The organism is Streptomyces sp. NPDC088194 (assembly GCF_040702025.1).
GTDB lineage: Bacteria > Actinomycetota > Actinomycetes > Streptomycetales > Streptomycetaceae > Actinacidiphila.
This window is the reverse complement of record NZ_JBFBIV010000048.1, coordinates 38,572-60,461: the sequence shown is the minus strand read 5'-3', so window position 1 is coordinate 60,461 and position 21,890 is coordinate 38,572. Positions and strand designations below refer to the sequence as shown.

The window sequence follows — 21,890 nt, the reverse complement described above, 5'->3', positions numbered from 1 at the left end:
GTGGCTGCCGGGTGGACACAGGTCCACCCGGGGTCACGCCGTTTCCGCGTCCAGCGCGTTCAGTGCTTTCCCGTTCAGCGCTTCGGAGTTCAGCGCTTCCCCGTTCAATGCTTCGGAGTTCAGCGCTTCCGCGTTCAATGCTTCGGTGTTCAGCGCTTCCGCGTTCAGTTCGAACCAGACCTCCTTCCCGCCGGCCGCGCACGGCCGCACCCCCCAGTCGTCGGCGAGCGCGTCGACGAGCAGCAGGCCGCGGCCCGAAGTGCCGTAGTCCCCGGACGGATCGGGCTCCCACCGCTGAGGACGCGGGCGGGGCAGGCGGGCGACGGTGTCGCGGACCTCGATCCGCAGCCGCTGCCCCGGCTCCCCGGCCCGGAACCCTTCCGGTGAGAGCGTCGCGGTCAACACGGCGCCCCCGCAGGTGTGCTGGAGTGCGTTGGTGAGAAGTTCGGTGGCCAGTAGTTCCGTTGTGTCCACCAGTGCGGCCACGCCCCACTCCCGCAGGTTGTCCCGAAGGACCCTGCGAGTTTCGGCCACGGCGGGCAGATCCGCCCGCCGTACCGCGCGCCGCAACCGGTACCCCGTGATATTCGTCCTGCTTCCCCCGTTCCAACCGATCCTTGTTCCCCTCCCGATAGGCATGCCCACCACGGATGCGTCCACTCATCCGATGGATTGACAGGTCCCCGGCGATACGGCAGACCGGCGCCGCCGACATCACCGAAAGGCACCGCCGGCCTGGCTGACGCACCCGTCAACTCCCTTACGGGCGAGGCACGTTGCGCAGGTTGGAGCGGGCGAGCTGGACCATCTTGCCGACGCCGCCGTCCAGCACGGTCCGGCCCATCGACAGCGCAAACCCACCGATCTGCTCACCGGTGATCTTCGGCGGGATGGACAGCGCGTGCGGATCGGTCACCACGTCCACCAGCGCGGGCCCCTTGTGCCGGAAGGCGTCCTTGAGCGCGCCGCGCAGGTCCTTCGGCTTCTCGACCCGCACCCCGTAGGCGCCGGAGGCCCGCGCGATGGCCGCGAAGTCCGGGTTGTGGTTGGTGGTGCCGTACGCCGGCAGCCCCTCCACCATCATCTCCAACTCCACCATGCCGAGGGAGGAGTTGTTGAACAGCACCACCTTCACCGGCAGGTCGTACTGCACCAGGGTGAGGAAGTCGCCCATCAGCATGCTGAAGCCGCCGTCGCCGGACATCGACACGACCTGCCGCTTCAGGTCCAGGAACTGCGCGCCGATCGCCTGCGGCAGCGCGTTCGCCATCGACCCGTGCGAGAACGAACCGATCACCCGCCGCCGGCCGTTGGGCGTCAGGTAGCGAGCCGCCCAGACGTTGCACATCCCGGTGTCGACGGTGAACACCGCGTCGTCGGCGGCCACTTCGTCCAGCACCGACGCGACGTACTCCGGGTGGATCGGCACGTGCTTGTCCACCTTGCGGGTGTACGCCTTCACGACGCCCTCCAGCGCGTCGCTGTGCTTCTTCAGCATCCGGTCCAGGAAGGCGCGGTCCTTCTTCTCGCGCACCTTCGGCGTCAGGCAGCGCAGCGTCTCACCGGCGTCCCCCCACACCGCGAGGTCCAACTTCGATCGCCGCCCCAGGTGTTCGGGACGCACGTCGACCTGCACGATCGTCACGTCGTCCGGCAGGAAGGCGTTGTACGGGAAGTCCGTGCCCAGCAGGATCAGCAGGTCGCACTCGTGCATGGCCTCGTAGGCCGCACCGTAGCCGAGCAGCCCGCTCATGCCGACGTCGTACGGGTTGTCGTACTGAATCCACTCCTTGCCGCGCAGCGCGTGCCCGACCGGGGACTTGACCTTCCGCGCGAAGTCCATCACCTCGTCGTGGGCGCCCGCGGTGCCGCTGCCGCAGAAGAGCGTGACCCGCTGGGCGCGGTCCACCAGCCGGGCCAGTTCGTCGATCTCGGTGTCGCCCGGGCGGATCGCGGGGCGCCGCGTGACCAGCGCGTGCTCCTCGGTGCGCTGCGGTGCCTGCTGGGCCGCGATGTCGCCGGGCAGGCTGATCACCGACACCCCGCCCTGGCCGACCGCGTGCTGGATCGCGGTCTGCAACACCCGGGGCATCTGGGCGGCGTTGGAGACCAGTTCGCTGTAGTGGCTGCATTCCTGGAAGATCCGGTCGGGATGGGTCTCCTGGAAGTACGTGGTGCCGATCTCGCTGCTCGGGATGTGCGAGGCGAGCGCCAGCACCGGCGCCATCGAGCGGTGCGCGTCGTACAGCCCGTTGATCAGGTGCAGGTTGCCCGGGCCGCAGGAGCCCGCGCACGCGGCCAGCCGCCCGGTGAGCTGGGCCTCGGCGCCGGCCGCGAACGCCGCGGTCTCCTCGTGCCGCACATGCACCCATTCCAGGGCGCGGCTGCGGCGCACCGCGTCCACCACCGGGTTGAGGCTGTCGCCGACCACCCCGTAAAGACGTCGCACCCCCGCTCGCGCCAGGACGTCGACGAACTGCTCGGCCACCGTCTGCTTCGCCATGGTGACCATCTCCCCATGGATGGGGCGATCACGCATCCCAGACGGTCACCACCGTGCGGTCGTCGGCGTAGCCCTTCACCCGGGTCTGGGAGTCCGCCAGGTACGCCGCCAGGCCCGGCGCGCGGCCCTGGCCCCAGCGCCCGGCCAGGTGGGCGGCGAGTTCCGGCTCGCCGCGCAGCGGCTCGGCCAGGCCGGCGCTGCACATCAGCAGCGCGTCACCCGGCTGGGCGACGGTGGCCCGGAACCGGAACGGCTCGGACGCCTCGTCCGGCGCGACGTCGAGGTCCTGCCAGCCGCCGTCCCGGATGCGGAACAGGCCGCCCTCCCCCACCCCGAAGAACAGCCGGATACGGCACGCGGGGTCGGCCGGCAGCAGCAGGCAGCGCACCGACGCGGTGTACGAGCCCTCCGCCAGGCCCAGGTCCTCGCCCCGGGCCCGCAGCCGTCCGTAGCAGCGGTCGGTCAGCCGGTGCAGCCCCGACTTCAGGGAGCCCCGGCGGGCGGCCCGCAGGTCGTCGGCGAGCCGGGCCCGGCTGCGGCCCACCGCGCCCGCGATCCACCGCACCGCGTCCTGCGCGGCACGGTGCGCGTCGTCGGCCGCCCGCGCCCCGCTCGCCATCGCCACCAGCAGCAGCGCCTCGTCGCCCGTGCCGAACCGCGCGGTCAGCACCGCGTCCCGGCGCGGCTGGCCGCGGTAACGGGCCGAGTCGCCGCGCACCGCCGCGGTCCGCAGCGTCATCACGCCGTACTCCGCCCCGTCCAGCACGGTGTCGGGGACCAGCGCGTCCAGCCCCTCGGGGTCCGCCTCCGGCCACGCGGTCGGCTCGGGGCCGTACGTCGGCGGGCCGCCGCCCACCACACCCACCTCCGTGCCGGCGTCGTCCACCACCCGCGTCACCCCGGCCGCGGGCACCCACCCGGGTGGCAACTCCGGCGCCCACCGCACCTCGCCCTCGGCGAACACCGTCTCGCCGGGCGGCTGCACCATGGGTGGGGCCGGGGCAGAGGCCGGCGGCGCAGGCAGGCGCGCCTCGTCGACCGGCTCCGCGTACGCGGGCGGCGGCGCTTCCGGGGTCGGAGCCGGAGCCGGGAGCGGGGCCGGCTCGGCGGCCGGGTCCTCGACCAGGTCCGTATACGGGGAATCCGACGGCTGCGGGCGGGCGGGCGCGGGGGACGCGGGCGGCGGCGCTTCCGAGGTCGGAGCCGGAGCCGGAAGCGGGACCGACTCCGCGGCCGGGTCCTCGACCAGGTCCGTGTACGGGGAGGCCGCCGCTCGCGGGGGTGCTTGGGCCTCGGGCGCCCCGGCGCTCTCGGGGCGCCCGGGTGACTCGGGGGGCGTCTCTGGAGCCGCCGACGCCTCCTGCTCGGTCGGCTGCGGCGGTCGTTGCGAGAGCCGCGCCGACCAGCCCTCGGCCGCGGGCGGGGCCGTCGGCGCGGCCGGGCTGGACAGCGGCGGAGCCGCGCTGCGCGGAGTGGCCCACGCGTCCCAGGGCTTGGCGGGCGGCGGAGCGTACGTCTCCGCGGCACGCGGGTCCGGCGCGGGCGCGGCCTCCGGTTCGGCTACGGCGGCGGGTTCATCCTCGGGTTCGGGTTCGGGTTCGGGGTCGGCGACGGCAGCGGGTGCGGGCTCGACGACGGGCTCGGGCCACTCCGGCTCCGGCGCGGGTTCGTACGCGGCCTCGGGTCCCGCCTGGACGTCCGGCTCCTGTGCGGGCAGGGGCGCCGGTGCCCGTACGGCCTCGGGTACGCGCGGCGCGGGTGCGTACGCGCTGCCCATGCGCGGGTCCGGCACGGCCTCGGGTTCCGCCACCGGTTCCGCGGCGAGGTCAGGCTCGGGCTCGGGTTCGACCGCGGGCTCCGGTTCGACCGCGGGTCGCGGCTCGGCCTCGCGCACCGCGTCGCGCACCGGTTCTGACGCCGGTTCCGGATCTGACGGCGGTTCCGGTTCCGGCCCGGGCTCGGTCCGCGCCTCCTCGGCCGGCGGCACCGGCGGCGCGGGTGGCTCGGACCGGGCGGACACCGGTTCCGCGGCGAAGGGCTCCCGGACGGGCTCCCGTTCCGGCGCCGTCGCCGGCTCCGCGGCCGGCTCCGCGAAAGGCTCCGGCGCCAACTCCCGCTCGGGCTGCCGCTGTACCGGCATCGGTGCCGGCTCCGCGAAGGTCGGTGCGGCCGCCCACGGGTCCCACGACGGCGGCGGAGGAGCCGTGCGCTCCTCCTGGCGCGGCGGTGGTGGCGGCGGGGGCGCCGGACGGCTCGGCCGCTGCCATGACGGCGGAGGGGGCGGCGGGGTGGGCCGCCGCAGCCGCAGCGTCTCGGTCCGGGGCGGGGGCGGCGGCGTCATCGCGTTCAGCGCCGAGTCGAAGTGCGCGTCGAGGGAGTCGTTCCCGGCGCCCGAAGCTCCGGCGGCGACCTCCTCGTCGTACAACTGCCGCCACCAGTCGTCCTCTTGGCTGCCGCGTGCGTCGCCCTGCTGGCTCATGCCCTTATTGTCCACCGCCGAGCGGACCGGGAAACGCGAAACGCCGGGTCGGCCCAGCCCCCACGGCCAGGGCCGGCCCGGCGCGCGCGGTTCGCACGTGCTCCCCGGGTATGACACCGGCTGCGATGTGGATCACAGTGGCAGAGGGCACCCGAAGGAGGGGAGGATGTCCACGGCGGGAAACCGCCGCGGCTCATTCCCGCCATGCCGCCGTCGCCGTCGGTGTCGCACAGCCGCCCATCCCGAGGAGGGGCCTTCGTTGCTCGGCGCCATCGGCCTCGACGAGGCACAGGAATCGGCCTACCGCGCTCTGGTCGCGCTCGGCGCGGCCGAACTCGGCCAGCTGGCCGACCGGTTGGCGCTGCCCGAGGAGGACGCCGCCCGGCTGCTGCGCCGGCTGGAGGGGCACGGCCTGGTCGCCCAGTCCTCCGCGCGGCCCGGCCGCTGGGTGGTCGCGCCGCCGGCGGTCGCGCTGTCCGCGCTGCTGACCAGCCGGCGGCACGCCCTGGAGCAGGCCGAGTTGGCCGCGGCCGTGCTCGCCGCCGAGTTCAGGGCCGAGGCGGCAGAACCCGCCGTGCACGACCTCGTCGAAGTGGTCACCGGCGCGGGTGCGGTGGCCCAGCGCTTCCTCCAACTCCAGTTCGGCGCCGAGCGCGAGGTGTGCGCCCTGGTCAGCGGCCGTCCGGTCGCGGTCGACGGCGTGGACAACGACGCGGAGGCCGACGCGGCGCGGCGCGGGGTGACGTACCGCGTGGTGCTGGAGCGGGAAGCAGTCACCGGGCACAGCGGGCTCACCGAACTGGCCGCCGCGCTCGACCGCGACGAGCAGGTGCGGGTGGTGCAACGGGTGCCGACCAAGCTCGTGGTGGTCGACCGGACGCTGGCGATGGTGCCGCTGGGCCGCCGCGCCGAGCCCGCCGCGCTGGTGGTGCACGCCAGCGGCCTGCTGGAGGCGCTGACGGAGCTCTTCGAGGGCGTGTGGCGGCAGGCCATGCCACTGCGCCTGGAGCCGGGCGGCATACTCGCCGAGCAGCGGAACGCGCAGCCCGACAACACCGACCTGCGCATCCTTTCCCTGCTGCTGGCCGGCCTGACCGACACCTCCACCGCCAAACAGCTCGACCTCGGCCTGCGCACGGTGCAGCGCCGGGTGAAGCGGCTGATGGAGATCGCCGGCGTGAGCACCCGCCTCCAGCTCGGCTGGCACGCCTACGAACGCGGCTGGATCGCCCGCGACGAGCCCTGACCCGGGGCCGCCCGCCCGGCGTGATCCGTGCGCGGGGGCGCGCGGGAGCGTACGCGGGGCGCGCAGGGGGGGCGTACGCGAGGCGTGCACCGGGCGCGATCCGTCCGAATCCGGCCCACCGCGGCCCGCATCGGGCGTACGGTTCCCTGGCGGCATGCGGCAGGCCGGTCTCGCACCCGGCCGGGGGACGCGATCCGGTAACACCGGTGCGTCGGGCGCGTCGCCGGACAGCGAACGCGCCCGGATTCCGGCAGGGTGGCTCTCATGGGGACCGCACAGTTGTGCCTGATCGGCGCGGTGATGTTGCTCGGCATCGTCTGCGTATCGGCACCTGGGGTACCGGGGACGCTGCTGTGCTGGGGCGCCGTGCTGTGGTGGGCCACCTCGCAGCACACCACCCTGACCTGGGGCGTACTCGCCGGGGCGACGGGGTTGCTGGCGGTCGCCCAGGTGGTGCTGTGGCTGATGCCGTCCCGGCGGATTCGCGACTCCGGCGTCACCTGGCACACGGTGATGACGGCGAGCGGGGTGGCGATCCCCGGGTTCTTCGTGCTCCCGGTGGTGGGCGCGCCGCTGGGCTTCGCCGGCACCGTGTACGTCCACGAGCGGGTCCGGCTCGGCGGCCACCGCGCCGCCTGGACGGCGACCCGCCGGGTGATGCGTACGGTCGGCGGGTCCGTCCTGGTCGAGCTGATGGCGTGCCTGATCGTGGCGGGCGCGTGGGTGGGCGCGGTCATCGCGGGGTAGCCGGCGCCGCCAGCGTCGGACCGAGCCCGGCGGCATCGTCCCGCGCCCGGCGCCCTCGGCCGGCGTCCCGCCCGCGCGTCAGACCGCGGAGCCCTCGATGCCCCAGCTGATGATCTTGTACGGGTGGATACGGATCAGCTCCGGGCTCATCCGCTCGCCGTACTCGTGCGGCCCCTCCACCTGCTCGGCGGTGCCGCGGATCTCGACGCCGCGGGCGGTACGGGGGTCGCCCGGGCGGGACATCTCGTCCACCACGAGGGACACGTTCGGATTGACGGCGACATTGCGCCACTTCTTGGTGGTACCCATCGCGAAGCCGCCGATGTCCACCGCGCCGTCCTCGCGCAGGAAGAAGCCCACCGGGTTCGCCTGCGGGCGCCCCTTCGCGTCGACGGTGGCCAGCCTGGCGAGGAACTGCCCGCGCAGATACGCCAGCTCGGCTTCGTTCAGTTCGGTCCGTGCGGTCCTGGTCGTCATACGGTCATCCTCCCGCCGCGCCCCCGCCCCGGCATCCGCCGCTCGGCTGAAAGAACCCGGACCAAGGTCCTAGGCGAAGCGCAGAAAGGCCGTTGCCACTCGGGGCCGTTCGGGCCGTGTGGGCCGTGCGGGAGTGCGGGGGGTGCGGGGGGTGCGGGGGTGCGGGTCGGGAACGGCTGCCCCGGCGTCAGGCTCCGGCCTGGAAGCGGATGCCCGCCAGCGTCAGGTCCAGGCCGGCGAGGAACTGCTCCTTGTCGTCGTGCCCGTCGAACTCGTCGACGATGTCGTGCAGGAACGGGTACTCCCCGGCGTCGAGCCCGCGCCACGTCGTCGCGTAGCGGCCGAGGAACTCGTCGCGGTCCACGAATCCCTCGACCACCTCCTCGGGCGGCTCCTGCCCCATGTCGGCGGCGTTGGAGACCACGACGCCCACGATCGCCGACACGGCGTGGAACCGCTGCCGTGGCGTGAGGTCGAGCCGGAGCGTCTGCTGCCCCAGCTTCTCGTAGAGCCGCAACGAGTTGCCCTGGACGTCGATGTCGCGCATGAAGTGCACGCCCAGCCACGGCCGGTCCACGATCGCGTCGAACAGCATGACGGCCATCACGCGCAGGTCGTCGATCGGGTCACTGCTGTCGGCCCGCCCCTCGACGGCGGTCAGCACCCCGCTGAGCACGTGGTCGACGGCACGTTCGAGCAGGTCGTCCTTGCCGGAGACGTACCAGTAGATGCTGCCGACGCCGGTGCCGAGCCTGGCCGCGAGCGCGCGGAGGGTCAGCGCCGGCTCGCCCGCCTCGTCGAGCAGGGCCACCGCCGCGGTGAGAACCGCCTCGATGGAGTGCGAAGCACGTCGCCGCCCTCGGGAAGGACGATCGGCGGGTCGTGGTCGCGGGCCTGTCATGGTGCACATCCTTTCACAACTTGCACATTCATCGAACCACGTTCTATGGTCGAACGTCGTTCGATACTCGGCGACGTTCCGAAAGGAGGCCCGCCATGACCACGACCGCCCCTTCCACCGCGCCCGCCGCATCGCGTACCTATCCGTCGCTGCGCGCGGCGTGGATTCCCCTGGCCGCGCTCTGCCTGGCCTTCTTCGTGGAGATGGTCGACAACACCCTGCTGTCGATCGCGCTGCCCACGATCGGCCGGGACCTCGACGGCAGCACGACCGCGCTGCAGTGGGTCACCGGCGCGTACTCGCTGACCTTCGGCGGCCTGCTGCTGACGGCGGGATCGATGGCCGACCGGCTCGGGCGCCGACGCGTGCTGCTGGTCGGCCTGGCCGTGTTCGGCCTGCTGAGCCTCGGCGTCGTCGCGGTCACCACCGCGGGGGAACTCATCACCCTGCGGGCCGGCCTCGGCATCGCCGCGGCCGCGATGGCCCCCATCACCAACTCGCTGGTCTTCCGGCTGTTCGACGACAAGGCGCTGCGGATGCGCGCGATGACCCTGATGATCATCGTCGGGATGTCCGGCTTCGTCCTCGGCCCCCTGCTGGGCGGCACCGCCCTGGCCCACGTGCGGTGGCAGTGGCTCCTGGTGGTCAACGCCCCGATCGCGCTGTTCGCGGCCGTCGGCGTCCGTCTCGGCGTCCCGGCCGACCGGCCGGAGGACCTGACCCAGGACCGGCTCGACCTGCCGGGCGCCGCGCTGAGCGTCACCACCATCGGCCTCGCCTGCTACTCGCTGACCAGCGGCGTCGAGCACGGCTGGCACTCCGCCGTCACGCTCACCGCCGTCCTCGGCGCCATCGCCGCGGGCGTCGCGTTCGTACGGCACGAGCGCCGCAGCCCCTCGCCCATGCTGGACCTGCGCCTCTTCTCCGACGGCACCGTGCGCGGCGCCGCCATCGCGCAGATCGGCACGGCCATCGCGATGGCCGCGGTGATGTTCGGGCTGATCCTCCACTTCCAGTACGCCTACGGGTGGAGCCCCGTCCGGGCCGGCCTGGCGAACCTCCCGATGATCGTGACCATGATCGCCGCCACTCCCCTGTCCGAGTGGCTGGCGGGAAGGTTCGGCCACCGGATCGCCTGCCTGGTCGGCGCGGCCTGCCTGGCCGGCTCGCTGGCCGGCCTGTCCTGGGGCGTCGACCACGGGTACGGCGCCATCGCGGCCTGCATGGTCCTGATGACCATCGGACTGCGCACCGTCATGACGATCTGCGCCATCGCACTCGTCGACGCGATGCCCAGCAACCGCACGTCGATCGGCGCCGCGCTCAACGACACCGCCCAGGAGGTCGGAACCAGCGTCGGCACCGCCCTGGTCGGCACCCTGATCGCCGCGCTGGTCACCACGCAGTTGCCCGCGGGGACCTGGAGCAAGGCGCTGGTGGCGTCGTTCTTCCACGGCGAGCGGGTCACCTACGCGGTGCTGGCGGTCGTCGTCGGCCTGGTCGCGGCAGGCGGCGCCCTCACCCTCACTGACTCCCACTCCACCGAAGAGGCCGCCGCCGAGGAACCCGCCTGACCCGTTCGCCCTGGGAGTCGCCGGATCACGCCGAGCGGCTTCGGCGAGCGGCTTCGGCGAGCGGCCGCTGATCCGGCGCCGCTCACCGGACGCGGGACCGTACGCACCGTCCGTCCGTACGTACGCACCATCCGCCCGTCCACCTGTCCGCCCGCCGGGCCGCCCGCGCACGCCCACGCGGGGGCGGCCCACGCGGCGGCGCGCCCGGGCGGACCGGTGCGGGTGTCGGCACCCGCAACCCTGGGGACACACCGAGAGAGCGCTCTCACGCGGTCAGCCGGACCCGATACGCTGTCCGTATCGAAATGGTCCGGAAATTTTCGTTATCCGCGTGCGAAGGAGCCCTCCGTTGTCCGACCCGAGCTTCGTGCCCCGCCCCACGCTGGAGGCCGTGGCCGCACGGGCCGGGGTGTCCAGGGCGACCGCTTCCCGCGTGGTCAACGGCAGCGAGGGGGTGCGCGCGCCGCTGGCCGAGCGGGTCCGGCGGGCCGTCGACGAGCTGGGCTACGTGCCCAACCAGGCCGCTCGCGCCCTGGTGACCCGGCGGAACGACGCCATCGCGGTGGTCGTGGCCGAGCCGGAGACGCGGTTCTTCGCCGACCCGTTCTTCGCCCAGCAGGTACGCGGCATCAGCAAGGAACTGACCGCGCACGACAACCAGTTGGTGCTGCTGCTCACCGAGGGCGCCGGCGACTACGAGCGGGTGGGCCGCTATCTGGGCGGCGGCCACGTGGACGGCGCGCTGATCTTCTCGCTGCACGACGACGACACGCTGCCCGCGCTCGCCCGCCGGGCCGGGGTGCCGACGGTGATAGGCGGCCGCCCCGACTGGTCCGACAGCGAGACGCTCTACGTCGACTGCGACAACCGCGGCGGCGCCCGCGACGCGGTCCAGCACCTGCTGAACCTGGGCCGCCGCCGGATCGGCCACATCGCCGGCCCGCTGGACCAGACCGCTTCGGTGGACCGGCTGGACGGCTTCCGCGACGCGCTGCCGGACATCGACCCGCGGCTGATCGCCGAGGGCGACTTCACCCCCGACGGCGGTTCCCAGGCGATGGCCCGGCTGCTGGACGACTTCCCCGACCTGGACGGGGTGTTCGCGGCGTCCGACGTGATGGCCTCGGGCGCGCTGCGGCTGCTGCGCACGCGGGGACGGCGGGTGCCGGAGGACGTGGCGGTGATCGGCTTCGACGACATCGTGTCGGTCTCCGACTGGACCGACCCGCCGCTGACCACGATCCGGCAGGACATCGAGGAGATGGGCCGGATGATGGCGCGGTTGCTGCTGCGCCGGATCGAGGCGGGCGCGGCCGAGTCGGGCGGGCCCGCGCTGTCGTCGATCGTGACGCGGACGCAGCTGGTGGTGCGCGCGTCGGCGTGAGGGTCGGCGGGATGGGCGGGATGGGCGGGATGAGCGGCGGATGGGCGGGGATGAGCGGCGGATGGGCGGGGATGAGCGGCGGATGGGCGGCGCCGAGATCGGGGCGGAAGCCGACCAGCACTTCAACCGTTCATCCGGTTTACGCATCGCGCGACTTACCTACCGTCATATTTTCGCCAACGCTCAACAGGTCTACTGAGAAGCCATGTTGAGAAGTGGATTGAGACCGTCATGCAACGGGAAGGTCACGATCAGGCAGCGAAAGTGACGGTGCGGTGAAGGCCGCGCGGATGTGAGGAGGTCATGGCATGGCCTACAGCGTCATCTTGGGAATCGTGATCGTGGCGCTCGTCATCGCCGGGATCATCGGTTCCTTCTGGAGCGAGGGAAGCCCGATCGGGGTCCGGCGCCGCCACGGACGTCGTGGCGGCACCGGATGAGGAGCGCGGAGGGCCGACCGCGCTGAGCCGGCCGCGCTGAGCCGGCCGCCGGTCAGCGGACCTGGCCGTGGCGGTGGCCGCCGCCCCCGCCGCGCTTGCGCTCGTACATCTCCCGGCCGGCCGCCGACCGCTGCTTCCACTCACGGCGCAGTTCGGCGCGCAGTCGCTGGTCGGTGCGGGAGGCGATCCAGGCGTTCTCGCGCAGCAGCTTGCGGTAGCTGTCGAGGCGGCGCTGCGGCAGGGTGCCGTCGTCCAGCGCGGCGAGCACCGCGCACCCTGGCTCGGCCTGGTGCGAGCAGTCCGGGAAGCGGCAGTCCGCGGCCAGTTGCTCGATCTCCGCGAAGACCTGGCCGAGTCCGGTCTCGGCGTCCCACAGCCCGACGCCGCGCAGCCCGGGGGTGTCGATGAGCACTCCCCCGTCCGGCAGCGGCACCATGTCCCGGGTGGTCGTGGTGTGCCGGCCCTTGCCGTCGGCGTCCCGGGTGGCCTGCACCTCCTGGACGGACACCCCGGCCAGGGCGTTGGTCAGCGTCGACTTGCCGGCGCCGGACTGCCCGAGCAGCACCGTGCTGCCCCCGGCGAGCAACTCGCCCAGCTCGTCGAGCCCTTCACCGCTCTCGGCGCTCGCCACCACCACCCGCACCCCGGGCGCGGCGGCTTCCGCGTCGGCGAGCAGATGGGTGGTGTCGGGCACCAGGTCGGCCTTGGTGAGCACCACGACCGGCTGTGCGCCGCTCTCCCAGGCCAGCGAGACGAACCGTTCCAGCCGTCCCAGGTCCAGTTCGAGGGCGAGCGAGACGCACACCGCCACGTGGTCCAGGTTCGCCGCCAACACCTGGCCCTCCGACCGCTTCGACGACGTGGAACGGACGAACCGGGAGCGCCGGGGCAGCAGTTCCCGCACGAAACGGGGGTCATGGCCGGCCGGGTCGAGCGCGGCCCAGTCCCCGGTGCACACCACGCGCATCGGGTCCTTCGGCACGACGTACTCGGTGTCGGCACGCACCACACCCTCAGCCGTGAACACATCACACCGTCCACGGTCCACCCGCACCACCCGCCCGGGCACCAGCCCACGCTCGGCGTACGGCACGAACTCCGCCTCCCACACGTCGTCCCAGCCATAAGGCACGAGAGCATGCGAGGAAGCATCACGAAAAGAGAAAGACAAGGGAAACCCTTCGAACAGGGCCCCGGCCCGCGCGCCCCACAGGCGCGACGAACAGCAGAAAAGGTCAGCCGGAGACCACAGAGGTGAACTGCACGATCAGCTGAATACGGGCAACACCCGTCACGGAAACAGCCATCGGGTCACACCTCCCAGGTCACACACACGACCGACACGGCCACCCCACCCGGGGCACCGCTCTGCGAACACCCGCACCGTAGCGGCTCCCCCACCACCCGCGCCACCCAATTACGGGCCTTGCTTACGTTGTATGGAAGCGGGTCACGGCACCCTGAAGGCCGTCCCCGATCCGCTGGGCACTCATCGCCCAGCAGTACGACCGGATGATCGAGGGCGGCACCACGACCCGGACCCGGACGGCCGCCACCGAGGCGATCCTGCGGCGCTTCACCCGCAACGCCTCCCACCCCACCTACGCGGCGATGCTGGAGGTCGACCGCGCCCAGAAGACCATCTTCGTGGCCCGCTGCCTTATGCTTCGGGACCTCCAGCGGGAGATCGAGGAGGGCCACACGGGCCGACCGGCGCGGCCGCCGGAGGCGGTGGCTTCCGTAGTGGCAGCGGTCAAAGTCTCATTAGCGCAGCGGCGCTGGGGCTGCCGACTTCTGCCGTGTACATCACCAAGGAGAAACCTGAGCCGGGCAGGCTGAGGGTGTGCCGGTCGATTTCCAGCTCGCCCAGCGTGGGGTGGTGCAGGTTCTTTCGCACGCTGGGGGTGGGGCGTACAGCGTGGTTACGCCAGATGCTCGCAAAATCCGGATCGTGGGTTGCGAACTCGTTGATCAGCCCTGCGAGCACGTTGTCCGTGGGGTACCGAACGCTGGCTGCGCGCAATTGAGCGGCTGCCTGCTGAGAGAAATCGGACTCCGAACCGGGCGCGCCGGTGCAGAGGGTGTCACGGAATCTCGTCGACATGCGGGTGACGTTGCGCTCGTCAGGTGAGAGACGGGAGAAGTCTGTGATCAGAGCTGCGGCTGCTGCGTTCCAGGCGACGATGTCCTGCCGGTCGTTGACGATGTAGGCAGGGATGCGGTCAAGTCTGCCGAGTAGCTGTTGGACATCCTCGGGTACGTGCTCTGGAGCGCCGTCGTTCGCTGCCGGCAGCACTTGCCCGGCCAGGCGGGCCAGATGGTCACGCTCTGCTTCAGTGAGCCGGAGAGCCGTCGCCAGCGCAGACAGCACCTGCGGTGAGGGCCGGGGTGCCCGTGCCTGTTCCAGTCGTTCGTAGTAACTCACCGACACCTGCGCCAGCGCGGCTACCTCTTCGCGGCGCAGTCCGGGTGTGCGACGGGCACGCCGGCTTGATGAAAGCGTCGCTTCGGCCGGCGCGTCTTCTGGTCGCAGGTCCTCGCGGCGGCGGCGGAGAAAGTCTGCGAGTTCCTGGCTGCTCACACTTCCATCCTGTCACGGGAGGGACAGCCAGGAGGGCGCGCGAATAGGAGTGCTGGTGGCACCCAGCCGCAAGACAGGCACAGGTCCCGGCGATCATGGAGTGGCGACGCTCTGTGATCATCGGAGAGACCTGTACCTGCGCTGCCATGACCGGGCTGTCAGAGCCCCAGGTATACGGAGAAGGCCCACGACGCCACCAGGGCTACCGTCGGGGCGGGAACGATCGGCGGATGCGTGATCGCGACAAGCCCAAGGAAATCCGCCCCAGGTTGACGCCCGCCGCATCGCCCGCGACATGAAGCGCCAACGGGTTAGACCACAACCCTTTCCTCAGTGACCATTACTGCCACTGAATTCATATCGATGAACCTACTCTCGTCCGGATTCACCAGCTCCTTGTAATTCTTGGACGCGAAGAAGGCGTCGTGATCCGCCCAGCTTTCAAACCAGATTTCAGTGAGGCCGTCGTAGGCGGGGCTCGGATACCCTTCGGCCGGCACCGGGTGGGAGACGGTGTACTTCTTCACGTACTCTCGCGCTTCCGGAATGGAGGTGAACAACGGGGCGTGGCGATTTCGATGATGCTCAACAAATTCCTCGAAGGTCATTCCATCGACACGGTTGATCATGAAAGCGAACTTGATCACAGACTTCTCCTTTTCGTGCTCGCGGACGCGAGGGGTCGGCAACCAGGTGCCCTGGCGGCGGATCGCGAGCCACGGGGTTAACCTAAACGCTCACATCGATGTCAAGGGCAAGTCGCTGTGACCCAGTGCACACGAGGGGTTGAGATGCGGATCGGTGAACTGTCCGCCCGGACAGGAGCAAGCCGTCGATCACTGCGCTACTACGAGCAGCAGGGCTTGCTGGTCAGCGCAAGGTCCCCCAGCGGCCAGCGGTACTACGACGATGATCACGTCCAGCGGGTGGCGCTGATTCAGGGCTTCCTGGCCGCCGGAATGTCCAGCAGAACCATCGCTCGAATGGTCCCCTGCATGACGGAGCCCAACAGGGACAGAGCCCGGGAAGCTTTGACCGCAATGAATCAGGAGCGAAATCGCCTTTCGACCACAATCGACAGCCTGGCCGCCGCCAGAGCAGCACTTGATCACCTGATCGACGTAAATCGGAACTTTCTGGCGAACGTGGCGGATGAACTGTGATGATCGGGTCGGCGAGGTCGAAGAAGGCGTCGATGGCCGGCGTCCAGGTGCGGTCTGATCGAGGACGAGGCCGACGATCCGGTCGTAGGAACCCAGCGCGATCCGTTTGAGCCGGGCGAAGATGCCGAACCGGACGCATTCGTCGCGGCGACTGCGGATCGTGGTGGCCGAGCAGGTCGTGCCGGCGATCGCCTGCTAGGAGCAGCCGAGTCGCGGGCGAGCGACTGGCACCTCGCCGGTCGACCGCCGCGAGACCGGCAGCAAACACCGCCCCGTCGCCGGCCGAGTCGGGCACCCCCCGCGAACGCCCGGACGCCCTGCTCGGGGACAAGGGCGACGACAGCATCCCCAACCGGCGACAACTGGGCCAGCGCCGGATCTGGCGACGCCTCAACAACCCGTCCGCATCATCGTGTGACGAGTTCCAAGCCTCGCACTGGTGGTCCGGGGCTTGGCTGTCCGTTCCGCGCCCACAGAACTTCCGTGCATGGTGCTCTGGTTGGTTTGTTGACTACGAGGAGAAATAGTGTCCAGCACGCCTGAGGAAGTTTTTCGCCGCATGATCGACCTGATGCTGGCCAAGGACATGAGTGCCGTGGCTGATCTGTGGGCGCCTGACGGAATCGCGGAGTTCCCCTTCGCAGCCGGGAGTTCCGCTCGCGTTCTCCGCGGACGTGAGGAGGTACGCGCCTACCTCGCTCACTATCCGGAGCTGATGGACATGAAGGAGGTGGCCGCGCTTACCGTGCGGCCCACGGATCAAACGGACACCGTCGTGGTGGAGTGGACGGCCACCGGCCGCACCGTGGCCACTTCCCAGCCCTACCGCCTGGACTACATCGTGGTTCTCACGGTCCGCGACGGGCTGATCGCTCTGTATCGGGATTACTGGAGCCCGCTGTCGGGGGCCGCCGCGGCCGGGGGGCTCGCCGGGCTGATCGACTCGCTTGAAAGGAAGGACGCCTGATGGCCGGAGTGCTCGTGACCGGAGGGACCGGCAAGACCGGCAAGACGCTGGTGCAAGTGCTCCGCAATGCTGGCGTGCGGGCTCGGGTCGCCAGCCGGAACCCGGCCGCAGCCGATCCTGATGCGATCCGCTTCGACTGGAATGACCCGGCCACATTTGGACCTGCGCTCGACGGGACGGACCGGGTCTTCCTGCTTGCACCGGTGGAGAGTGTGGACCCGCTGCCTCTGGTCGAGCCCTTCCTGCGCCAAGCGCAACGGGCCGGTATCCGGCGCCTCGTCATGCTCGGCTCCGCCATTGTGCTGCCGAACGCGCCCAGCGCTGTGGAGATGGCCGCTCAGGTTCAGGCTCAACCCGGAGGTGTCGTACTCCGCGCGTCTGGTTTCATGCAGAACTTCCTGCGCCCGCACCCACTGGCCGAGCACATCCATCGACTCGGTGAGATCCGCACCGCAGCCGGTGACGGCGAGCTGGGGTGGGTCGACGCGCGGGACGTCGCGGCCAGCGCTGCCGCGCTGTTGGCCGACCTGGAGGTGGACGCTCGAAGCGACTACCTGATCACCGGGCCGCACGGGATGAGCTATCCACAGGCCGCGCAGATCATCACCGCGCAGACCGGCAGACAGGTTCGGGTGGAGCGTATCGCGGAGAAGGAACAGGCTGCCGCCTACCGCGCCTCCGGGATGCCGACGGAGTTCGCTGCCGCCCTTGCCGCCGTCGAGCACGGAATCAAGGAGGGACGCGAAGACCAGGTCAGCACTGCGGTGCTTGAACTGACGGGCCGTCCGCCGCGCGCCTTTGCCGAATTCGTATCTGATCACGCGTACGAGTGGACGCGGTAGTGCTGAACAGCAGCGATGTGCGGTCCAGCATGACCACGCAGAGCGCGCAGTTTGGCGTCACATGACCTGACGCTCCAGCGGATTTGAAGCGGCCCGTCTGCGCCTGCCGCAGTAAAGGCCCGGTTTACTGCGGCATGTCGTCATCGTCTCTCGTCACAAGCTCACCCGACTCACGTCTGCGTCCTTTCGGACCCACCTCGGGCCTTGCCCCCTGATCTTGGACGCGGTCCACGAGCATGGTCAGCGGCCCGGCGGACAACGCGCTCGCCGGGTCCTTCCACGCAACGTTCGAGCCCGGGACTCTCCCGGGCCGAAAGAGCCGGCGATCCAAGATCCGGGGTCAAGGCCCGGTCCGGTCGGCACCCGCCTGCCGGACACTCGCCCGGGCCTCACCGAGCCGCTCGGCCCCCTGGGGAGGCGCGGCGGGCGAGTATGCCTCTGCGCGGTGTTTCTTCGAGCGCCGCTCCGGCGGACGGTTCCGGGGAACCTTCGGTGGAACCCGCGGCGGTCAGGGAGGCGGCCCGGCGTCCGCATCGGGAACAGGGCCCATTGGTCTGGGAAGGGTCCGTCACCGGCTGCAAGACGTATCCGTGCCCCCATGCCGTGTCCAGGGTGAGGCCGACGATGGACAGCCGCTGCCGCAGGCGCATGATGTGCAGGTCGAACGCGTTTCGTGTCGGCAGGTCGGCCGACCGCTCACGCAGCCGCAGCAACAGTTCGTCGCGCTGCACCACTTCTCGAAAACGTTCGATGAACAGGCCCATCAGCCAGCTCTGCGTGGCGGTCAGGCCGACCGAGCGGCTGCCGAACCCCAGCACGTCGGCCGAGTTCAGCGAGGGACGGCGGGTGCGCACCCGCGTCCGCAGGGTGGCAATGCGGATGTCCAGGTCGTCCTGGGATATCGGGGGACGCACCCAGTCCTCGTACGGATGGACACATAAGGGCGGTGGTGCACCGCCTTCGACGACCAGGAGATGCGGGATACCACCCCGTTGGCACTCTTCACGCAGTTCCGACTGGGCGGGCCATCTGATGAGCAGCACATCAGGAAACGTCGAGCGCGGTGACATTTTTCCTCCAACCCGAGAAACTTGTCGGTGGGCGGAAGTGGCGCGCCGATGCTGTTATCCCTTCGGTGTACTTCGGCGTGTCAATTCCTGCTTGCGTCGTGAGCTCTCCACCTTCGTCAGCCACAGCGACTGGCACAGGGCGATGAAGACCGCCCCCGCCAGCCAGAAGCACGCCCGATGGAACGAGCTGTCGGTGGCCGTGCCGTTCGTCTCCAGGACCATCACGAGCACGGCGGTGCCGACCGCCCCTCCCACCCGCTGGATGATGTTGGCCTCCGAGGTGGCGTCGGGGAGTCGTTCACGTGGCACGGTGGCGTACGCGACCGACAGGGACGGCATGGCGGACAGCCCGAGGCCGAAGCCCACGGCGGCCTGCAGCGGCAGCAGGATCAGGTATCCCGTGCGCGCGTCGAGGAACGCCATCGGCAGCACGCCGGCCAGGCTCAGCGTCAGGCCGGCCGCGGAGACGATGCCGCCGCCGACTCGGTCGGTGATCGGGCCGCCGAACGGCATGGACAGCGCGGACCCGCAGCCGATGCCGAGCATGAGCAGCCCCGAGGTGACCACGCCCTCGTGGCGGATGAGCTGGTAGTACAGCGGCAGCAGGATCATCGTGCCGAGCAGGGCGGCGCCGGTGAAGAACACCGAGGTGGTCGCGGCCGTGTAGACGCGGTTGCGGAACAGCCGCAGGTCGAGCACGGGTGTGTCGACGGTGAGGCTGCGCCAGGCGAACAGCGCCATCGCGACGATCCCGGACAGCAGGGTGGCGAGCACCCGGGTGTCGGTCAGCCCCTGGCGCTCGGCGATCGTGATGCCGTAGAGCACCAGCGGCAGTCCCGCCGCGATCAAAAGGAAGCCGCCGAAGTCGAAGGGGCGCCCCTTGGTGGGGACGCCCCTGGGGACGAGCCGGGAGCCGAGGGCGAGGGCGACCACGCCGACCGGGACATTGACCAGGAACAGCCAGTGCCAGGACAGCGACCGGATGAGCAGCCCGCCGATCGTGGGACCGATGACGGGACCGAGCACCACGACGATCTTCGTGGCGTTCAGCACCCGCCCCATCCGCTCGGGCCCCGCGATCTCGCCGATCACGGTCTGGCCGGTCGGCACGAGCAGGGCGCCGCACAGCCCCTGGACGGCGCGCAGCGCGATCAGTGCGCCGAGGTTCGGCGCCAGGGAACAGGCGGCGGAGGCCACGGTGAACCCCGCCAGCGCGCACAGCCAGAGCCGGCCGGCGCCCATCCGCCGGCTGAGCCACGCGGTGACCGGTAACGCGGCCGCGAACGCGATGAGGTAACCGGTGGCCACCCACTGGGCGTTGCTCAGCGGGGCGTGCAGCACCCCGGCGATCGTCTTGAGGCCGACGTTGACCAGGGACGAGCCGAGGGTGGACATGAACGAGCCGGTGATCACCACCGCCGCGACGCGCCACACCTCCGCGGGGACCTTCGGCAGCGTGTCCGGTGGGCGTGGAGAGGACTGGGTCGTACTGGTCAAGGTCGGCTCCGCTCGCCGGGCGTGGGGACAGTGGCACAAGATACGTGGGGAATCCTACTATTGATATTCCCACCAAAGCACTGACTGTTCCATGGGTTTTCCCATGGATGGTCTAGGGTGCGGTGATGACGTCGAACTCTCGGTCGACCCGGCCACGGCCGCCGGTACTGATGCAGCTGCCGGGATTCGCCCTGTCCCACCTGGGCCGGAAGATGCGGGGCGGGATGAAGAGCGCCTTCGCACAGGACGGGCTGTCCGCACAGGCCCACTTCGTGCTGCTGTGCCTGACGGAGTACAGCGACATGTCGCAGCGCGAGCTGGCCGACCTGCTGCAGATGGATCGCAGCGACCTGGTCAGGCTGCTCGACGTGATGGAGGGCGAGGGCACCGTCCAGCGCAGGCCCGACCCCACCGACCGGCGGCGCTACGCGCTGTCCATCACACCGGGCGGGGTGCGGACGCTCGAACGCGGCGCCCACCTCGTCGACGAGGCGACCGACGCGGCTCTGGCGCGGCTGGACGCCGACGAACGGGAGACGCTCCACCGGCTGGTGCTCCGAGCGCTGGACGTCCCCCACGAATGAGGACCGCGGGAAGGACGCCCGCGCCGCCCCGCACGGGGGCGGCCGCCGCCGAACGATGACGCTCCGTCAGCCGGCCTCCGGCAGCGGCGTCACCAGGGGGGCGCGGCTCGACGCCCGGTCGATCGCGGCGCAGGCGGGACCGGTGGCGGCGGTCGTCACCAGGGCCATGACGACGTAGCCGAGGAACATCGCGGGCGTCAGCAGCCCGGCGTTGAAACCGGCCTGGAGCACGACGAGTTCGGTGAGCCCGCGGGTGTTGAGCAGCACTCCGATACGCAGGGACTCCAGCGGCGGCTCCTTGGCCAGCCGGGCCCCCGCGTATCCGCCGAGCACCTTGCCGCCGATGCCCAGGCCCGTCACCAGCAGGACCGCGAACCACGGCACCTCCTCGACCTGCCGGGCGAAGACCGTCAGGCCGGTGACGACGAAGAACACCGGCGCCAGCGCGCGCCCGGCCGCCGACACGAGGGCCACGATCCGCTCCCAGCCCTCGGCCGGCAGCGCGAGCCCGAGCAGCACCGCGCCGAAGAACTCGGTCAGGCCCGCCCGTTGGAGCGAGTACGAGCAGCCCAGCGCGGCGCATGCGACCAGGACCGCGCACGCCCACGGCCACCGGTCCCGCAGCACCGCGACCGGTCGCAGGCCGACCAGGAACCGGAGCAGGAACAGCCCCGCCACGCCGCCGGCCGCCACGGCGAGCAGTCGCGGGAAGCGGCCGGAGCCGCCGGCCGCCATGCCGAGCGCCAGCGCCAGAAGGACCCAGGTCACCACGTCGACGACGAGAGCGGCGCCCAGGGCCAGCCGCCCCGCCGAGGTGTCGGTCAGGCCGCGCTCGGCCAGGATGCGGGCGAGAACCGGAAGCGCGGTGACCGTCAGGGAGACGGCGAGCAGCAGGGCGAGCGCGGGGGCGGGAGCGGTGCCGCGCAGCGCCGGCCCGCCGTGGGCGAGGACCCAGAAGGCCACCACCGATCCGGCCAGCAGCGGGATCAGGGTCGCGCCGGCCGCGATCACGGCCACGGCCCGGCCACGGCCCGCCCGGGCGCCGCGCCGCAACTCGTGCCCGACGCCCGCCAGGAACAGCACCAGGCCGATGTGCCCGACCTGACGGAGGTCCGCCACCACGCCGGTCGGCAGGGCGGAGTCCAGCAGGCCGTGCCCGCCGATCGCGATGGCCACCGGTGCGGCGGCCAGCCCGAGCGTGATCTCTCCGATCACCTCGGGCTGCCGCAGGAGTCTGGCCGTGTGTCTGCCGAGGAAGGCGAGCAGGAGGACGACAGCGAGCGCTGCTCCGGCGTGCACGAGCGTGTCCATGGCTGCCCCTTTCGGCGCGCTGTACATGTTCGGGATCACAGAACGTCGCGTCCCACCACACCATCGCCGGGGTTCTCCGGAACAAGATTTCTTGCACGGTTCTTTCATCTCTATCCAGTTCCGA

The 21,890-nt window shown here is 71.1% G+C and carries 23 protein-coding genes and 1 pseudogene; 11 read left to right on the top strand and 13 right to left on the bottom strand.

Annotated features, from left to right (window positions below):
* Positions 1 to 33: 33 nt before the first annotated feature.
* The 3 genes from AB0399_RS25030 to AB0399_RS25020 all read right to left on the bottom strand — a co-directional run bounded on the left by AB0399_RS25030 (position 34) and on the right by AB0399_RS25020 (position 4,982).
* On the bottom strand, positions 34 to 639 hold the full coding sequence (locus AB0399_RS25030; protein ID WP_366412866.1) for an ATP-binding protein: 606 nt from the start codon (positions 637 to 639) through the stop codon (positions 34 to 36).
* A 121-nt stretch (positions 640 to 760) separates the two neighbouring features.
* A complete protein-coding gene (locus AB0399_RS25025; protein WP_328470779.1) occupies positions 761 to 2,503 on the bottom strand; it encodes a pyruvate dehydrogenase in 1,743 nt (580 codons plus the stop codon).
* 28 nt (positions 2,504 to 2,531) lie between these two features.
* Entirely contained in the window at positions 2,532 to 4,982 is a 2,451-nt protein-coding gene (locus tag AB0399_RS25020; RefSeq protein ID WP_366412865.1) for a protein phosphatase 2C domain-containing protein, read from the bottom strand.
* Positions 4,983 to 5,241: 259 nt separating this feature from the next.
* On the opposite strand from AB0399_RS25020, the gene AB0399_RS25015 reads away from it, so the two are divergent.
* Entirely contained in the window at positions 5,242 to 6,228 is a 987-nt protein-coding gene (locus AB0399_RS25015) for a helix-turn-helix domain-containing protein (protein ID WP_329363689.1), read from the top strand.
* A gap of 264 nt (positions 6,229 to 6,492) precedes the next feature.
* A complete protein-coding gene (locus AB0399_RS25010) occupies positions 6,493 to 6,975 on the top strand; it encodes a DUF456 domain-containing protein (RefSeq protein WP_329363691.1) in 483 nt (160 codons plus the stop codon).
* 78 nt (positions 6,976 to 7,053) lie between these two features.
* Here AB0399_RS25010 and AB0399_RS25005 read toward each other — a convergent pair whose 3' ends face one another.
* Together AB0399_RS25005 and AB0399_RS25000 are read right to left on the bottom strand one after the other, a co-directional pair.
* The gene (locus AB0399_RS25005) at positions 7,054 to 7,452 is read right to left on the bottom strand and encodes a PPOX class F420-dependent oxidoreductase (protein WP_329363692.1); all 399 of its coding nucleotides are present in this window, start codon (positions 7,450 to 7,452) and stop codon (positions 7,054 to 7,056) included.
* A gap of 187 nt (positions 7,453 to 7,639) precedes the next feature.
* Complete coding sequence (locus AB0399_RS25000) at positions 7,640 to 8,287, bottom strand: helix-turn-helix domain-containing protein (RefSeq protein WP_329373800.1); 648 nt, start codon at positions 8,285 to 8,287, stop codon at positions 7,640 to 7,642.
* Between the two features lie 161 nt (positions 8,288 to 8,448).
* Between AB0399_RS25000 and AB0399_RS24995 the strand changes: the two genes are divergently transcribed.
* From AB0399_RS24995 to AB0399_RS24980, 4 genes are all read left to right on the top strand, one after another.
* Positions 8,449 to 9,927, top strand: coding sequence for an MFS transporter (locus AB0399_RS24995; protein WP_366412864.1), 1,479 nt, complete (start codon positions 8,449 to 8,451; stop codon positions 9,925 to 9,927).
* A gap of 349 nt (positions 9,928 to 10,276) precedes the next feature.
* Positions 10,277 to 11,311, top strand: coding sequence for a LacI family DNA-binding transcriptional regulator (locus AB0399_RS24990; protein WP_328470767.1), 1,035 nt, complete (start codon positions 10,277 to 10,279; stop codon positions 11,309 to 11,311).
* 40 nt (positions 11,312 to 11,351) lie between these two features.
* Positions 11,352 to 11,510 carry a hypothetical protein gene (locus AB0399_RS24985; protein ID WP_366412863.1) on the top strand — a complete coding sequence of 53 codons (159 nt, stop codon included), beginning with the start codon at positions 11,352 to 11,354 and terminating at the stop codon, positions 11,508 to 11,510.
* 109 nt (positions 11,511 to 11,619) lie between these two features.
* Complete coding sequence (locus tag AB0399_RS24980) at positions 11,620 to 11,751, top strand: hypothetical protein (protein ID WP_328470765.1); 132 nt, start codon at positions 11,620 to 11,622, stop codon at positions 11,749 to 11,751.
* A 52-nt stretch (positions 11,752 to 11,803) separates the two neighbouring features.
* On the opposite strand, the gene rsgA is transcribed toward AB0399_RS24980, so the two are convergent.
* Positions 11,804 to 12,883 carry a ribosome small subunit-dependent GTPase A gene (gene rsgA / locus AB0399_RS24975; protein WP_366412862.1) on the bottom strand — a complete coding sequence of 360 codons (1,080 nt, stop codon included), beginning with the start codon at positions 12,881 to 12,883 and terminating at the stop codon, positions 11,804 to 11,806.
* A gap of 298 nt (positions 12,884 to 13,181) precedes the next feature.
* Positions 13,182 to 13,331, bottom strand: coding sequence for a hypothetical protein (locus tag AB0399_RS24970; RefSeq protein WP_366412871.1), 150 nt, complete (start codon positions 13,329 to 13,331; stop codon positions 13,182 to 13,184).
* Here AB0399_RS24970 and AB0399_RS24965 point away from each other — a divergent pair.
* Positions 13,264 to 13,590 (top strand): Tn3 family transposase, encoded by a 327-nt coding sequence (locus AB0399_RS24965; RefSeq protein ID WP_366412861.1) that lies wholly within the window; start codon positions 13,264 to 13,266, stop codon positions 13,588 to 13,590. The genes AB0399_RS24970 and AB0399_RS24965 overlap by 68 nt on opposite strands.
* Here the strand turns inward: AB0399_RS24965 and AB0399_RS24960 are convergent.
* Positions 13,505 to 14,332: a helix-turn-helix transcriptional regulator gene (locus AB0399_RS24960; RefSeq protein ID WP_366412860.1), complete on the bottom strand. Its 828-nt coding sequence runs from the start codon at positions 14,330 to 14,332 to the stop codon at positions 13,505 to 13,507. The genes AB0399_RS24965 and AB0399_RS24960 overlap by 86 nt on opposite strands.
* A 311-nt stretch (positions 14,333 to 14,643) precedes the next feature.
* Positions 14,644 to 14,979: an EthD domain-containing protein gene (locus tag AB0399_RS24955; RefSeq protein ID WP_366412859.1), complete on the bottom strand. Its 336-nt coding sequence runs from the start codon at positions 14,977 to 14,979 to the stop codon at positions 14,644 to 14,646.
* Positions 14,980 to 15,123: 144 nt separating this feature from the next.
* On the opposite strand from AB0399_RS24955, the gene AB0399_RS24950 reads away from it, so the two are divergent.
* Positions 15,124 to 15,495: a MerR family transcriptional regulator gene (locus tag AB0399_RS24950; protein ID WP_329363705.1), complete on the top strand. Its 372-nt coding sequence runs from the start codon at positions 15,124 to 15,126 to the stop codon at positions 15,493 to 15,495.
* A 48-nt stretch (positions 15,496 to 15,543) separates the two neighbouring features.
* On the opposite strand, the pseudogene AB0399_RS24945 reads toward AB0399_RS24950, so the two are convergent.
* Positions 15,544 to 15,708: pseudogene (locus AB0399_RS24945) on the bottom strand (IS5/IS1182 family transposase); the annotation flags it as partial.
* Positions 15,709 to 16,054: 346 nt separating this feature from the next.
* Between AB0399_RS24945 and AB0399_RS24940 the strand changes: the two are divergent.
* Both AB0399_RS24940 and AB0399_RS24935 read left to right on the top strand, forming a co-directional pair.
* A complete protein-coding gene (locus AB0399_RS24940) occupies positions 16,055 to 16,462 on the top strand; it encodes a nuclear transport factor 2 family protein (protein ID WP_329363707.1) in 408 nt (135 codons plus the stop codon).
* Positions 16,462 to 17,304 (top strand): NAD(P)H-binding protein, encoded by an 843-nt coding sequence (locus AB0399_RS24935; RefSeq protein WP_366412858.1) that lies wholly within the window; start codon positions 16,462 to 16,464, stop codon positions 17,302 to 17,304. The genes AB0399_RS24940 and AB0399_RS24935 overlap by 1 nt, the downstream gene beginning before the upstream one ends.
* A gap of 389 nt (positions 17,305 to 17,693) precedes the next feature.
* Here AB0399_RS24935 and AB0399_RS24930 read toward each other — a convergent pair whose 3' ends face one another.
* Both AB0399_RS24930 and AB0399_RS24925 read right to left on the bottom strand, forming a co-directional pair.
* A complete protein-coding gene (locus tag AB0399_RS24930; RefSeq protein ID WP_329363710.1) occupies positions 17,694 to 18,374 on the bottom strand; it encodes a helix-turn-helix domain-containing protein in 681 nt (226 codons plus the stop codon).
* A gap of 54 nt (positions 18,375 to 18,428) precedes the next feature.
* Positions 18,429 to 19,871, bottom strand: a complete 1,443-nt coding sequence (locus tag AB0399_RS24925; protein WP_329363712.1) for an MDR family MFS transporter — start codon at positions 19,869 to 19,871, stop codon at positions 18,429 to 18,431.
* A 125-nt stretch (positions 19,872 to 19,996) separates the two neighbouring features.
* On the opposite strand from AB0399_RS24925, the gene AB0399_RS24920 reads away from it, so the two are divergent.
* Positions 19,997 to 20,455: a MarR family winged helix-turn-helix transcriptional regulator gene (locus tag AB0399_RS24920; RefSeq protein ID WP_328470588.1), complete on the top strand. Its 459-nt coding sequence runs from the start codon at positions 19,997 to 19,999 to the stop codon at positions 20,453 to 20,455.
* A 66-nt stretch (positions 20,456 to 20,521) separates the two neighbouring features.
* Here AB0399_RS24920 and AB0399_RS24915 read toward each other — a convergent pair whose 3' ends face one another.
* Positions 20,522 to 21,766 carry a cation:proton antiporter gene (locus AB0399_RS24915; protein WP_366412857.1) on the bottom strand — a complete coding sequence of 415 codons (1,245 nt, stop codon included), beginning with the start codon at positions 21,764 to 21,766 and terminating at the stop codon, positions 20,522 to 20,524.
* Positions 21,767 to 21,890: the final 124 nt, after the last annotated feature.

Coding starts and splice junctions, on each gene's coding strand:
- AB0399_RS25030 (WP_366412866.1), bottom strand. CDS start 639: ATGCCTATCGGGAGGGGAACAAGGATCGGTTGGAACGGGGGAAGCAGG.
- AB0399_RS25025 (WP_328470779.1), bottom strand. CDS start 2,503: ATGGCGAAGCAGACGGTGGCCGAGCAGTTCGTCGACGTCCTGGCGCGA.
- AB0399_RS25020 (WP_366412865.1), bottom strand. CDS start 4,982: ATGAGCCAGCAGGGCGACGCACGCGGCAGCCAAGAGGACGACTGGTGG.
- AB0399_RS25010 (WP_329363691.1), top strand. CDS start 6,493: ATGGGGACCGCACAGTTGTGCCTGATCGGCGCGGTGATGTTGCTCGGC.
- AB0399_RS25005 (WP_329363692.1), bottom strand. CDS start 7,452: ATGACGACCAGGACCGCACGGACCGAACTGAACGAAGCCGAGCTGGCG.
- AB0399_RS24995 (WP_366412864.1), top strand. CDS start 8,449: ATGACCACGACCGCCCCTTCCACCGCGCCCGCCGCATCGCGTACCTAT.
- AB0399_RS24985 (WP_366412863.1), top strand. CDS start 11,352: ATGGGCGGGGATGAGCGGCGGATGGGCGGGGATGAGCGGCGGATGGGC.
- AB0399_RS24980 (WP_328470765.1), top strand. CDS start 11,620: ATGGCCTACAGCGTCATCTTGGGAATCGTGATCGTGGCGCTCGTCATC.
- AB0399_RS24965 (WP_366412861.1), top strand. CDS start 13,264: ATGATCGAGGGCGGCACCACGACCCGGACCCGGACGGCCGCCACCGAG.
- AB0399_RS24950 (WP_329363705.1), top strand. CDS start 15,124: ATGCGGATCGGTGAACTGTCCGCCCGGACAGGAGCAAGCCGTCGATCA.
- AB0399_RS24940 (WP_329363707.1), top strand. CDS start 16,055: ATGATCGACCTGATGCTGGCCAAGGACATGAGTGCCGTGGCTGATCTG.
- AB0399_RS24935 (WP_366412858.1), top strand. CDS start 16,462: ATGGCCGGAGTGCTCGTGACCGGAGGGACCGGCAAGACCGGCAAGACG.
- AB0399_RS24930 (WP_329363710.1), bottom strand. CDS start 18,374: ATGTCACCGCGCTCGACGTTTCCTGATGTGCTGCTCATCAGATGGCCC.
- AB0399_RS24920 (WP_328470588.1), top strand. CDS start 19,997: ATGACGTCGAACTCTCGGTCGACCCGGCCACGGCCGCCGGTACTGATG.
- AB0399_RS24915 (WP_366412857.1), bottom strand. CDS start 21,766: ATGGACACGCTCGTGCACGCCGGAGCAGCGCTCGCTGTCGTCCTCCTG.